General features: G+C 71.5%; 12 protein-coding genes and 2 rRNA genes. 2 read left to right on the top strand and 12 right to left on the bottom strand.

Going from position 1 to position 12,595, the window contains the following annotated elements; translation table 11 throughout:
• Positions 1-199: 199 nt before the first annotated feature.
• The 4 genes from recN to DIZ27_RS35740 form a co-directional block, all read right to left on the bottom strand.
• The gene (recN, locus tag DIZ27_RS35755; RefSeq protein ID WP_109382615.1) at positions 200-1,918 is read right to left on the bottom strand and encodes a DNA repair protein RecN; all 1,719 of its coding nucleotides are present in this window, start codon (positions 1,916-1,918) and stop codon (positions 200-202) included.
• 146 nt (positions 1,919-2,064) lie between these two features.
• On the bottom strand, positions 2,065-2,970 hold the full coding sequence (locus DIZ27_RS35750) for an NAD kinase (RefSeq protein ID WP_109382578.1): 906 nt from the start codon (positions 2,968-2,970) through the stop codon (positions 2,065-2,067).
• Positions 2,967-3,782, bottom strand: a complete 816-nt coding sequence (locus DIZ27_RS35745; RefSeq protein WP_109382577.1) for a TlyA family RNA methyltransferase — start codon at positions 3,780-3,782, stop codon at positions 2,967-2,969. The genes DIZ27_RS35750 and DIZ27_RS35745 overlap by 4 nt, the downstream gene beginning before the upstream one ends.
• A gap of 7 nt (positions 3,783-3,789) precedes the next feature.
• Positions 3,790-4,170 carry a hypothetical protein gene (locus DIZ27_RS35740; RefSeq protein ID WP_258308690.1) on the bottom strand — a complete coding sequence of 127 codons (381 nt, stop codon included), beginning with the start codon at positions 4,168-4,170 and terminating at the stop codon, positions 3,790-3,792.
• A gap of 42 nt (positions 4,171-4,212) precedes the next feature.
• On the opposite strand from DIZ27_RS35740, the gene DIZ27_RS35735 reads away from it, so the two are divergent.
• Positions 4,213-4,560, top strand: coding sequence for an SCP2 sterol-binding domain-containing protein (locus DIZ27_RS35735; RefSeq protein ID WP_109382575.1), 348 nt, complete (start codon positions 4,213-4,215; stop codon positions 4,558-4,560).
• On the opposite strand, the gene DIZ27_RS35730 is transcribed toward DIZ27_RS35735, so the two are convergent.
• From DIZ27_RS35730 to DIZ27_RS35715, 4 genes are all read right to left on the bottom strand, one after another.
• A complete protein-coding gene (locus DIZ27_RS35730) occupies positions 4,544-5,461 on the bottom strand; it encodes an ABC transporter ATP-binding protein (protein ID WP_109382574.1) in 918 nt (305 codons plus the stop codon). The two genes, DIZ27_RS35735 and DIZ27_RS35730, sit on opposite strands and share 17 nt — an antisense overlap.
• A complete protein-coding gene (locus DIZ27_RS35725; RefSeq protein ID WP_109382573.1) occupies positions 5,458-6,495 on the bottom strand; it encodes an iron chelate uptake ABC transporter family permease subunit in 1,038 nt (345 codons plus the stop codon). The genes DIZ27_RS35730 and DIZ27_RS35725 overlap by 4 nt, the downstream gene beginning before the upstream one ends.
• On the bottom strand, positions 6,492-7,538 hold the full coding sequence (locus DIZ27_RS35720; RefSeq protein ID WP_109382572.1) for an iron ABC transporter permease: 1,047 nt from the start codon (positions 7,536-7,538) through the stop codon (positions 6,492-6,494). Before DIZ27_RS35720 ends, DIZ27_RS35725 begins: the two co-directional genes overlap by 4 nt.
• Before the next feature lie 79 nt (positions 7,539-7,617).
• Positions 7,618-8,652, bottom strand: coding sequence for an HAD hydrolase-like protein (locus tag DIZ27_RS35715; protein WP_109382571.1), 1,035 nt, complete (start codon positions 8,650-8,652; stop codon positions 7,618-7,620).
• Between the two features lie 71 nt (positions 8,653-8,723).
• Between DIZ27_RS35715 and DIZ27_RS35710 the strand changes: the two genes are divergently transcribed.
• Complete coding sequence (locus DIZ27_RS35710) at positions 8,724-10,010, top strand: DUF1015 domain-containing protein (RefSeq protein WP_109382614.1); 1,287 nt, start codon at positions 8,724-8,726, stop codon at positions 10,008-10,010.
• Positions 10,011-10,123: 113 nt separating this feature from the next.
• On the opposite strand, the gene DIZ27_RS46600 is transcribed toward DIZ27_RS35710, so the two are convergent.
• The 4 genes from DIZ27_RS46600 to DIZ27_RS35695 form a co-directional block, all read right to left on the bottom strand.
• Positions 10,124-10,876, bottom strand: coding sequence for a tetratricopeptide repeat protein (locus tag DIZ27_RS46600; RefSeq protein WP_219933689.1), 753 nt, complete (start codon positions 10,874-10,876; stop codon positions 10,124-10,126).
• Positions 10,768-11,976 carry a hypothetical protein gene (locus DIZ27_RS48540; protein ID WP_219933690.1) on the bottom strand — a complete coding sequence of 403 codons (1,209 nt, stop codon included), beginning with the start codon at positions 11,974-11,976 and terminating at the stop codon, positions 10,768-10,770. Before DIZ27_RS48540 ends, DIZ27_RS46600 begins: the two co-directional genes overlap by 109 nt.
• A 196-nt stretch (positions 11,977-12,172) precedes the next feature.
• Positions 12,173-12,289, bottom strand: a 5S ribosomal RNA gene (rrf, locus tag DIZ27_RS35700).
• Positions 12,290-12,391: 102 nt separating this feature from the next.
• Positions 12,392-12,595: ribosomal RNA gene (locus DIZ27_RS35695) — 23S ribosomal RNA — on the bottom strand; the annotation flags it as partial.

The following is a 12,595-nucleotide window of genomic DNA, read 5'->3' as shown; positions in this document are numbered from 1 at the left end:
GGTCCCGAAGAACGTACAGAAGGACCGTGCGGAGGGGGTGTACCGCACGGTCTCCTACGCGTGCTCCGTCAAGCATGCCAGGACACAAGGGGATCGCGGCGACGACGGGAGCGCCCGCCTGCACCGGACCGGACAGAAATTTCACCCACACGAGTGCGGAAAAGCCTCCCGCCGGCCGAGGCGCCGGGAGGTACGACGGCTAGCCGTCCGCGCGGGCCGTCGCCAGGAGTTCCTCCGCGTGGGCACGGGCCGTTTCGGAGTTCTCCTGGCCGGCCAGCATCCGGGACAGCTCCCGGATCCGTTCCTCCCCTTCGAGCACCTTCACACCGGACCGGGTGACCGACCCGTCGTCGGTCTTCGCCACCAGCAGCTGCCGGTCGGCGAACGCGGCCACCTGCGGCAGATGCGTGACGACCACGACCTGAGCGCTCTTCGCCAGTTTGGCGAGCCGCCGTCCGATCTCGACGGCCGCCTTGCCGCCGACACCGGCGTCGACCTCGTCGAACAGATACGTCGGCACCGGGTCCGTCCCGGCGAACACGACCTCCACGGCCAGCATCACGCGCGACAGCTCACCGCCGGACGCGCCCTTGGCGATGGGCCGGGGCGGTGCCCCGGGGTGCGGGGCCAGCAGCAGCTCGACCTCGTCCACACCCGAGGGCCCGTGGGCGACGGTGCGCCCGCCGACCTCGACGCCGTCCGGGTCGTCCGTCTGCCGGATGTCGAACGACACGCGCGCGTGCGGCATGGCGAGGGACGCCAGCTCCGCGGTGACGGCCGCCGCGAACCGCTCCGCGGCCTCGGTCCGGGCCTCCGACAGCGCCTGCGCCAGCCCTCCCAGTTCGGCGCGCAGGCCGTCCCGCTCGGCGGTGAGCTCCTCGATCCGCTCGTCGTCCCCGTCCAGTTCCGTGAGCCGCGCGGCGCTCTGCTCGGCCCAGGCCAGCACGGCGGCGACGTCCTCGCCGTACTTGCGGGTCAGCCCGGTGAGCGCGGCCCGCCGCTCCTCGACGGCCGCCAGCCGCAGCGGGTCGGCGTCCAGGTCCTCGGCGTACCCGGCGAGCTCCCCGGCCACGTCACGCAGCAGGATGCCGACCTCACCGATCCGGTCGGTGAGCGCGGCCAGCGCGGGATCGTGCGCCCGGACGGCCTCCAGGGCCCGCTGGGCGCCCGCGACGAGCGTTCCGGCGTCGACGCCCTCGGGGTCCTCCGGATTGCCGGCGAGGGCGGTGTGCGCGGCGTGCGCGGCGGACGCCAGGGCCTCGGCGTGACCGAGCCGCTCGGCCTCCTCGGCCAGCTCCACGTCCTCACCGGCGCGGGGCTCCACAGCGGCGATCTCGTCGAGCCCGAAGCGCAGCATGTCGGCCTCCTGGGCCCGCTCACGCGCGCGCGTGGTGATCTGTTCGAGCTCCGCGGCGACGGCCCGCAGCCGCTTGTACGCCCCGGTGTACTTGGCGAGCGGACCGGCGACCGCGTCGCCCGCGTACCGGTCGAGCGCCTGCCGCTGCCGGGACTGCTTCAGCAGCCCCTGCTGGTCGGTCTGCCCGTGCACGGCCACCAGGTCGTCGGCGAGTTCGGCGAGCAGCCCCACGGGCACGCTCCGCCCGCCCAGGTGCGCCCGTGAGCGCCCCTCGGCGGAGACGGTCCGGCTGATCAGCAGCGCTCCGTCGTCGAGCTCGGCCCCGGCCTCCTCGGCCCGTACGACGGCCGCGGCGCCCTCGGGCACGGCGATCCGCCCCTCGACGACCGCGTTCCTGGCACCGATCCGCACCAGCGCCGCGTCCGCCCTTCCACCCAGCAGCAGCCCGAGGCTGGTGACCACCATGGTCTTGCCCGCGCCCGTCTCACCGGTGACGGCGGTGAAGCCTGGTGACAGCTCGACCACGGCGTCGTCGATGACTCCGAGCGACCGTATCCGCATCTCCTCCAACACGTCCCAGACCTTACGAGGTTTTCCTCGCGCTGTGCGACGCCGCCCCCCGCCCGTCCGGGATCGTGGCAGGTCGTCACCCGTGAGTGGGAATCCCTCCCCGGCGGGCCCGGCCACGCACCACCTCACGGCAGGCCCTAGTGCGGAGCCCCCCGCCACCCCGAGACCGGCAGGGCGAACTTCGCGACCAGTCGGTCCGTGAACGAGGCGTGATGCAGCCGGGCCAGTCGTACCGGCACCGCGCCGCGCCGCACCTCGACCCGCGCCCCGGGCGGCAGCTCCAGGGTCCGCCGCCCGTCGCACCAGAGCACACCCGGCGGAACGTGCGGCAGGACCTCCACGGCCAGCACCGAGTCCGGCGAGGTCACCAAGGGCTTGGCGAACAGCGCGTGTGCGCTGATCGGCACCATCAGCAGCGCCTCGACCTCCGGCCACACCACGGGCCCGCCCGCGGAGAACGCGTACGCGGTGGATCCGGTCGGGGTGGCGCACACGATCCCGTCGCAGCCGAATCCGGTCACCGGCCGCCCGTCGATCTCCAGCACGACCTCCAGCATCCGCTCGGCGGACACCTTCTGCACGGCTGCCTCGTTCAGCGCCCAGTCCGTGTGCACGATGGTGCCGTTCTGGTGCACGACGACATCGACGGTCATCCGTTCCTCGACCTCGTACGCCTTGCTCACCACCCGGTCGACGACCTTGTCGAGGTCGTCCCGCTCGGCCTCGGCGAGGAACCCGACGCTGCCGAGGTTCACGCCGAGCATCGGCACCCCCGAGGCGCGGGCGAACTCCGCGCCGCGCAGCAGCGTGCCGTCACCGCCCAGCACGATCAGCAGTTCGCAGCCGTCGAGGCACTCGGGCGTGGCCTCCTTGACGGTCTCCACCTCGTCCGGCAGCGGCAGGTCCTGTGCCTCGGTCTCCAGCACCCGCACCCCGAGCCCGGAACGCAGCAGCCCCTTGACCACGAGTTCCGCACTGCGGATGGCCGCGGGGCGGCCGGTGTGGGCGAGCAGGAAAACGGTACGAACTCGATTCGGTGTCAACGCGGCCCCTCCGCCACTGCACGGTCAACGTCGGCCGGGTCCAGTTCCGGAGCCCCGGCCCGCAGCCACAGAAAGTATTCGACATTCCCCGAGGGTCCGGGCAGCGGACTCGCCGTCACGCCCTTCGCCCCCAGTCCCAGCTCCCAGGCCTTGGCGGCCACCCCCCGCACGGCGTCGGCGCGCAGTCGCGGACTGCGTACGACTCCGCCGCTGCCCAGCCGCTCCTTGCCCACCTCGAACTGCGGCTTGACCATCATCACCAGATCGGCGTCCGGCCGCGCGCACCGTGTCAGGGCGGGCAGGACCAGTCCGAGCGGGATGAAGGAAAGATCCCCCACGACAAGATCCACAGGCTCCCCATCGATTGCTTCAAGCGTCAACTCCCGTACGTTCGTACGGTCCTTGACGGTGACGCGTTCATCGTTTCGGAGAGACCACGCGAGTTGTCCGTATCCGACGTCCACGGCGACCACGTGCGCGGCCCCGGCCCGCAGCAGGACGTCGGTGAAGCCCCCGGTCGAGGCGCCGGCGTCCAGCGCCCGCCGCCCCTCGACGACCAGCCCTGCGGGCACGAAGGCCTCGAGGGCGCCGGCGAGCTTGTGGCCGCCGCGCGACACGTAGTCCGGGTCGCCGGCGTCCTCGGCGACGAGGATCGCGGCGGCGGTCTCCACCTGCGTGGCGGGCTTGGTCGCGACGGTCTTTCCGACACTGACCCGCCCGGCGGCGATCAGCTGGCCGGCGTGTTCCCGCGAGCGCGCGAGCTTCCGGCGGACCAGCTCCGCGTCGAGACGGCGGCGTGCGACTCCTGCCACGTTCGGTTCAGCTCCCCTGTAGGTGCGGCGAATGGGACCCGTGACCCGAAGGACCCCGTTGAGGGGCGGTGGCCGGGTGACGGGCGGGAGCCGGAGGCCCCGGGCGGGCGTCGAGCGCGGTGAGCGCGTCGCGCAGCCCCCGGTGCACATCTTCGTACACCTCGACATGGCCGTCCGTGGTGAGGTGGTCGGCGTCGGCCAGCCGCTCCAGGCGCGCGTCCACCTCGGCGTTCCCGGTGGGGGTGCGGGGCACGTCCAGGGGTGCGGGGGCGGCGGGGGCGTACTCGGGCCCGGTGCGGGGGGCGACGTCCTCGACCGGTGGTACGGCGTGCTCCACCCGCGGGGGCGGCTGCTGCGCGCCCCCCGGCTGGGGTACTGCGTCGTTCATGCCCCGACGCTACCGCGAACCACTGGGGTACCGTCGTCCGCGATGGCCACGATCGAGGAGTGCCGCGCCGCACTCACCAGACTTTCGGACAGCATGCGGCACGCCGAGGGCGACGTCCGCGCGGCGGCGGCGATGGACCGCTCCGTCAGCTGTCACATCACCGACCTGGACGTGACCTTCGTCGGCCGCCTCACCGGCGGACGGATCGAGGTGCACGACACCCTCGAGGGCCCTCCGCTCGAGAAGGCCCAGCTCAGGCTCGCCATGAAGGGGGACGACCTGCTGGCCCTGGTCGACGGCGAACTGCACTTCGCCAGGGCCTGGGCTGCGGGCCGGGTGAGACTGGAGGCGGGTCTGCGCGACCTGTTCCACCTCAGGAAGCTTCTCTGACGCCCACCTTCTCCTGCCGGTCCGCGGTCCGCCCGGTTCCGGCCGCGACGCGCGCCTTGCGGGCCGCCGGCACGATCAGGGGCGTTCCCGTCTCGGGGTCGTCGATGACCTGGCAGCTCAGCCCGAAGACCTGCTCGACCAGTCCGGCGGTGACGATCTCCTTCGGCGCGCCCTGCGCGATGACCTTCCCTCCGCGCAGGGCGATGAGGTGGGTGGCGTACCGGGCGGCGTGGTTGAGGTCGTGCAGGACGGCGACGAGGGTGCGTCCCTGCTCCTCGTGCAGTTCCGCGCACAGGTCGAGTACGTCGATCTGGTGCTGGATGTCCAGGTAGGTCGTCGGCTCGTCCAGGAGCAGCAGCGGGGTCTCCTGGGCGAGCGCCATGGCGATCCACACGCGCTGGCGCTGCCCGCCGGAGAGCTCGTCGACATGGCGTTCGCCGAGGTCCGCGATGCCGGTCCGGGCCATCGACTCCTGGACGACCCGCTCGTCCTCGGCCGACCACTGGCGCAGGATGCCCTGGTGCGGGTACCGGCCCCGGCCCACCAGGTCGGCGACGGTGATCCCGTCGGGCGCGATCGACGACTGGGGCAGCAGTCCGAGGGTGCGGGCGAGCTTCTTCGCGGGCATCGACTGGATGACCTGGCCGTCCAGCAGCACCCGCCCCTGACTGGGCTTCAGCATGCGCGACAGCGCCCGCAGGAGCGTCGACTTGCCGCAGGCGTTCGGGCCGACGATCACGGTGAAGGAGTTGTCCGGTATCTCCACCGACAACTGCTCGGCGATGACCCGCTGGTCGTAGGCGAGGGTGACGTCCTCGGCGGACAGTCGGTTCACGGTGCTCCTTCGGTTGTTCCGTCCGCCGCCGGCGGTGGTGGGGTTCCTGGCGCTCCCGGCGCTCATATCCGGCCCGCCTTGCGCTCGGTGACCAGCAGCCACAGCAGGTAGACGCCGCCGAGCACCCCGGTGACCACGCCCACGGGCAACTGCTCGGCGCCGAAGGCCCGCTGCGAGATCCAGTCGGCGCTCACCAGCAGGGCGGCGCCCATGCACATCGACGCCACCAGGTTGGGTCCGGGCGAACGGGTCAGGCGCCGGGCGAGCTGCGGCGCGGTGAGCGCGACGAAGCCGACCGGCCCGGAGGCGGCGGTCGCGGACGCGGTGAGCAGTACGGCGGACAGCATCAGCAGCAGCCGTACGCGCTCCACCCGGACCCCGAGGGCGTACGAGATGTCGTCGCCCATCTCCATCATCCTGAGCCCGCGGGAGTTGGCGAGGACCAGCGGTACGAGGATGACGCACAGCGCGAGCAGGGGCCAGACCTGGTCCCAGTCACGGCCGTCGAGGGAGCCGGTCATCCACACCACCGCACGGGCCGCGTCGACGATGTCGGACTTGGTGAGCAGATAGCCGTTGACCGCGGTGACGATCGCGGAGACACCGATACCGACCAGGACCAGCCGGTATCCGTGCACGCCCCGCTTCCAGGCGAGCACATAGATGGCGAACCCGGTCACCAGTCCGCCGATCAGCGCACCGACGGCGACCTGGTTGGCGGTCCCGGAGAACAGCACGATCATCACGAGCGCGCCGGCCGTGGCGCCCTGGCCGAGGCCGAGGACGTCCGGACTGCCCAAGGGGTTGCGGGAGATGGACTGGAACAGCGCGCCGCCGAGCCCGAGCGAGACGCCGACCAGCAGCCCGACCAGTACCCGGGGCAGCCGCAGTTCGGTGACGATGAACTCCCGGCCCGGGTCGCCCTCGCCCAGCAGGGTCCGGATCACGTCGGCGGCCGGTATCGGGAAGTCGCCGGTGCCGATCAGCACCACGCTCGCGGTGAGCGCCACGAGCAGGAGCAGGACGGCGACGACGAGGGCCCGCACGTCCACCCGGAACGAGAGGCCGCCCGGCGTCCGCACAGCACGGTTGGTCTTCACAGCTGGGCCGTCCTCCGCCGTCGTACGAGAAAGATGAAGACCGGGCCGCCGATGATCGCGGTGACGATGCCGACCTGGAGTTCCGCGGGCCGGGCCAGCACACGGCCGAGGACATCGGCGCCGAGCAGCAGCACCGGTGACAGGACCGCCGCGTACGGCAGGATCCAGCGCAGGTCGGGTCCGGTGAACGAGCGCACGACGTGCGGCACCATCAGACCCACGAAGACGATCGGCCCGCAGGCGGCCGTCGCGGCCCCGCACAGCACGGTCGCGGCGAGCATGGCCAGCGCCCGCGTGCGGTTCAGGTTGGCGCCGAGGGCCCTGGCGGTGTCGTCGCCCATGGCCATGGCGTTCAGCGGCCGGGCGAGCAGCAGCGCCAGCACGAACCCGACCAGCAGGAACGGCAGTACCTGCCGGATGACCGAGCCGCTCGCCGAGGACAGCGACCCGACCGTCCAGAAGCGCATCCTCCCCAGGGCCGCCTCGTCCAGGATCATCACCGCCTGGAGGTAGCCGAACAGCGCCGCGGTGATCGCGGTGCCGGCCAGCACCAGGCGCACCGGGGTCGCGCCCCGGCTGCCGCCGAGGAACCACACCAGGGCACCGACCGCGGCCGCCCCGCAGAACGCGAACCACACATAGCCCGACAGCGACGTGACGCCGAAGAAGGTGATGGCCGTGACGACTGCCGCCGACGCGCCCGCGTTGATGCCGAGCAGTCCCGGATCGGCGAGCGGATTGCGGGTGAGCGCCTGCAGCACCGCCCCCGCCAGGCCGAGCGCGGCGCCGGCCAGCGCGCCGAGCAGGGTCCGTGACAGCCGGTCGGCGACGACGACGTCACCGTAGGTGCCCGTTTCCTCGAACAAGCCGTGCCAGACCTGTTCCATGGACAGGCCCTTCGCCCCGATCGCGATACTCGCCAAGGCGATGACCACCAGGATCGCGGCGGAGAGGAACAGACCGAGAACGCGTAGCATCGCCCGGCGGTTCGGGGGCGCGGGGGCAATGTCCGCGCGCGGTTCGGGAGGGCTGTCGACCAACACGCAGTTAGGTTAGCCTACCCTCCCAAGCGATCACGATTCTGAGGTTCTGAGGTGCTGAGGTGCTGAGATCGAGGGTGCCTCACAAACCCAGCCGGGCCAGTGCCTTCGCTCCGTCCAACGCGCACACGCCGTCGCCCGCCGCTGTCCACGCCGCCGCGCACAACGCCCGCAGCCCGTCCAGAGCTGCGCCGCCCCCGTCCAACGTCAGGGCCCCGCCGTCCGCTGCCGCCGTCCAGCCACCGCACCGGAATCCGCCGTCGCCGTCCGCCGCGGTCACCTCCGGCTGCCCGGTGAGCATCCCGCGCAGGTCGGCGTCGACGTAGGTCGGCCGGTGCTGCGGCGGCGCGGCCAGCAGCTGCGCCCCGTCGGTCACCCCGGTCAGCACCAGCAGCGAATCCACCCCACCGTTGAACGCGCCCTCGATGTCCGTGTCCAGCCGGTCTCCCACCACCAGGGGCCGTTCGGCGCCCGTACGCAGAATCGTCTCCCGGTGCATCGGCGGCAGCGGCTTGCCCGCCACCTGCGGCTCGGCACCCGTGGCGATGCGCACGACCTCCACCGCCGCGCCGTTGCCCGGGGCGATGCCCCGCCCGCTGGGGATCGTCAGATCCGTGTTGGACGCGAACCACGGCACCCCGCGCGCGATCGCGTAACTCGCCTCCCCGAACCGGCCCCACGGGAAGTCCGGCCCGCCGTACCCCTGTGCCACCGCGACCGGATCGTCGTCCGCCGATTCCACGGGCACCAGGCCGCGCTCACCCAGCGCCACCCGCAGGCCCTCGCCGCCGATCACCAACACCCTGGCCCCCTGCGGCACCTGCTCGCTGATCAGCCGCGCGACCGCCTGCGCCGATGTGATCACGTCCCCGGCGTCCGTCGGTATCCCCAGCTCCGTCAGATGCGCGGCCACCGTGTCCGGAGTACGCAGGGCGTTGTTCGTCACGTACGCCAGGTGCATGCCTCCCTCGCGAGCCGTGGCCAGCGAGTCGACCGCATGGACGATCGCCTCCCCACCCGCGTACACCACACCGTCGAGGTCGAGCAGCGCCGTGTCGTACGCCTCGCTCAGGGCCTGCCCACTGCCCCCGGGCCTCGTCCTGACGCTCCGGCTCATTTCGCATCGCTCCTCGTTCGACGGCTTTCCCCCGATCATCCCTCATGCCACCGGCCCCGTACGATGCCCTGATGAAGACTGCAGGCCCCTCGGAAGCAAAGGCGCGCCGAGGCCTGGAACTCACTCCGTTCCAAGGCCTTCGCTACGATCCCGACCGGGTCGGCAGCCTGGCCGCCGTGACATCCCCGCCGTACGACGTCGTCGTCCGCCCCGACGGTCTGCACCACCTGCAGTCCGCCGACCCCTACAACATCGTCCGGCTGATCCTGCCCGAGGCCGACACCCCCGAGGCCCGCAACGCCCAGGCCGCCGACACCCTGAACCGCTGGCGCGCCGAGGGCGTCCTGGCCACGGACCCCGAACCCTGCCTGTACGTCTACGAACAACGCGACGGCAACGGCCTGCTGCAACGCGGGATCATCGGCGCCCTGCGCGTCTCGGACCCCGACGAGCGGCTGGTCCTGCCGCACGAGGACGTCATGCCGCACGTCGTCGCCGACCGCGCGGCCCTGATGCTGGCCACGTCCGCGAACCTCGAGCCCCTGTTGCTGAGCTATCCCGGCGACGGTTCGACCGATGCCACCGCCGACCTGATCGAGCGCACGGCCAGGACCTCTCCCCTCCTCACGACCACCACGGAGGACGGCTTCTGTCACCGGCTGTGGTCCCTCACCGACCCCGCCGACCTGGCCACGGTCCGGACCGACCTGGCCGGCCAGCAGGCCCTCATCGCCGACGGCCACCACCGCTGGGCGACCTACCGCCGGCTCCGCGCGGAGCACCCCTCCCCCAGTCCCTGGGACGACGGCCTGGTGCTCCTGGTCGACACGGCCCGGTACCCGCTGCGGGTCCGCGCGATCCATCGCCTGCTGCACGGCCTGCCCGTCGCGGACGCGCTGGCCGCCCTCGACGGTCTGTTCCGGGTCCGCCGCGTGGACGCCCCGTTGTCGGACGCCATGGAGGTACTGGCCGAGGCGGCCGGCGCGGGCAACGCCTTCCTGCTGGCCGGTGACGGCACCTTCCACCTCGTCGACCGCCCGGACCCTGATCTGCTGGCCCGCACCGTCCCCGGCGACCGCCCGGCGGCCTGGCGCACCCTGGACGCCACGGTCCTGCACTCCACGCTCCTGAAGCAGGTGTGGCGCATCCCCGAGGACTCCCCGGCCCATATCGCCTACATCCACGACACGGCCGCGACCGTCGAGAAGGCGGAACGCGACGGCGGTACGGCGGTACTGCTGCACCCGGTCCGCGAGGAGGTCGTCCGCGACCTCGCCCGCCAGGGCGTGACGATGCCCCGCAAGTCGACGTCCTTCGGGCCCAAGCCGGCGTCGGGACTGGTACTGCGCGCGTTCTGACGGGGGGCGCAGAAAACGCGGAAAGCAGGAAGCGGAAAGCAGGAAGGGGTGGGATTCCCGGTCGGGTGAACCGGAAATCCCACCCCTTCGTCCTGCTTCACAGGCCTGAGCCGTCAATCCTTGTCGACGTCGCTCTCGTCCCTGCCCTCCGAGGCGTCGGAGTCGGCGTCGATGTCGTCACTCTCGTCGTCGAGCGCGTCCATGAACTCCACGCCGTCCAGTTCGGCCAGCCGGTCCGAAGCGTCCGTGCTGCCGTCCCGGTCAGCCTCCACGGCCTTCGCGAACCACTCCCGTGCCTCACCGGCCCGTCCGGCGGCGAGAAGCGCATCGGCGTACGCGTACCTCAGCCGCGCGGTCCACGGCTGCACGGAGTGGGACGCGAGCTCGGAGCTCTGCAGCGTCACGATGGCGGCGTCCAGCTGCCCCATGTCACGCCGAGCTCCGGCCGCGACGAGCCGCATCTCGACCTGCCCGGCCTTGTCGAGCTTCTGCACTTCGGGAGCACCGGCCATGTCCAGTGCCTTCTCCGGCCGTCCGATCCCACGTTCGCAGTCGGCCATGAGAGGCCACAGCTCCGCGGTCCCCGTCATCCGCCGCGCCGCCCGGAACTCGGCAAGCGCCTCGGAGTACTTCTGGTTGGCGTAGGCGGCGAAGCCTGCGGCTTCCCGTACGGCGGCGACACGCGACGCCAGCCGCAGAGCCACCCTGGAGTAGTCGTAGGCGCCCCCGGGGTCCTCGTCGATCAGCCGGGCGACCATCACCAGGTTCTTGGCGACATCCTCCGCGAGGGTCTTGGGCAGGCTCTGCAGCTCCTGCCGTACGTCCTTGTCGATCTCCTCACCCGTGACGTCCTCGGGGATCGGCAGCCGCTTGATGGGCTCGCGGTCCCGGTCGCGCTCCTCACGGAACCGGCCGCCTCCGTGCCGGTCGTCGCGCCCGCGGAACCCGCCCGGTCGCCCACCCCGGTCATCCCGACGCGGCCCACGCCCACGGTCGTCACGGTCTCGGTCCTCGCGGCCCCGGAAGCCGCCCCGCTCGCCGCCACGGCTGTCATCACGCCGACCGTAACCCCGGTCGGCACCGCGACTGTCCTCGCGGCCCCGGTAACCGCCCCGGTCACCGCCACGGCTGTCGTCACGGCCTCGGAAACCGCCCCGCTCGCCACGCTCGTCACGCCGCCGGCCATCACGCCGGTCATCACGCCGGTCATCTCGTCGCCCGTAACCCCGGTCGTCGTCGCGACGGAAGCCGGAACGCTCGCGGTCACCGTCACGGCGGTCGTCCCGGCCTCGGTAACCGCCACGCTCACCACCGCGGCTGTCATCCCGACGGAAACCGCCCCGATCACCACGGTCGTCACGACGGAAACCACCACGGTCCCGGTCATCACGATCGTCACGACGGAAACCACCACGGTCCCGATCGTCACGATCGTCACGACGGAAACCACCACGGTCCCGATCGTCACGATCGTCACGACGGAAACCACCACGGTCCCGATCGTCACGATCGTCACGACGGAAACCACCACGATCGTCACGCCCGCGGAAACCGCCCCGGTCGCCACGGTTGTCGTCGCGACGGTAACCGCCCCGGTCACCGCCACGGCTGTCGTCACGGCCTCGGAAACCGCCCCGCTCGCCACGCTCGTCACGCCGCCGGTCATCACGCCGGTCATCACGCCGCTCGTCACGCCGGTCATCTCGTCGCCCGTAACCCCGGTCGTCGTCGCGACGGAAGCCGGAACGCTCGCGGTCACCGTCACGGCGGTCGTCCCTGCGGTCATCTCGACTGCGGTAACCACCGCGCTCAACACCACGGTTGTCGTCACGGCCTCGGAAACCACCGCGCTCCGGCCGGCTGCCACCACGGTCGTCCCGACGGAACCCGCGGTCGCGGCCTCCGTCCCTGCGGTCCCCGCGGTCATGGTCACTGGACCGACGTGGGCCTCCTCGCTGACCGCCACGGTCCGAACGGTCCCCACTGTCCCGTCGCCGCTGGTCGCGCTCTGGTCGATCGTCGGGAGAGTTGGTGGACATGGGTGACTCCTGTCTTCGGTACCGCAAGCATTCTCGCGCAGCCGGACCTCCGGCGCGCTCCAGAAATAAAAAAGGACCCTTGGTCCCAGCTGAACGCTGGGACCAAGGGTCCTTCCAAAGATTGTTCGGCGGCGTCCTACTCTCCCACAGGGTCCCCCCTGCAGTACCATCGGCGCTATGGGGCTTAGCTTCCGGGTTCGGAATGTAACCGGGCGTTTCCCCCACGCTATGACCACCGAAACCCTAATGGTTTCGAGCGAACAAGCACACTCTTCTATTGTGTTCCGCTCAAAGCCGACAACGGTCGTTGTCTCAGAACCAACACAGTGGACGCGAGCAACTGAGGACAAGCCCTCGGCCTATTAGTACCGGTCACCTCCACACCTTGCGGTGCTTCCAGACCCGGCCTATCAACCCAGTCGTCTGCTGGGAGCCTTACCCCATCAAGTGGGTGGGAGTCCTCATCTCGAAGCAGGCTTCCCGCTTAGATGCTTTCAGCGGTTATCCCTCCCGAACGTAGCCAACCAGCCATGCCCTTGGCAGGAC

Origin of the sequence: Streptomyces sp. NWU339, from assembly GCF_003143855.1 — a bacterium.
Taxonomy (GTDB): Bacteria; Actinomycetota; Actinomycetes; order Streptomycetales; family Streptomycetaceae; genus Streptomyces.
This window is presented reverse-complemented; position numbering and strand designations above follow the sequence as displayed.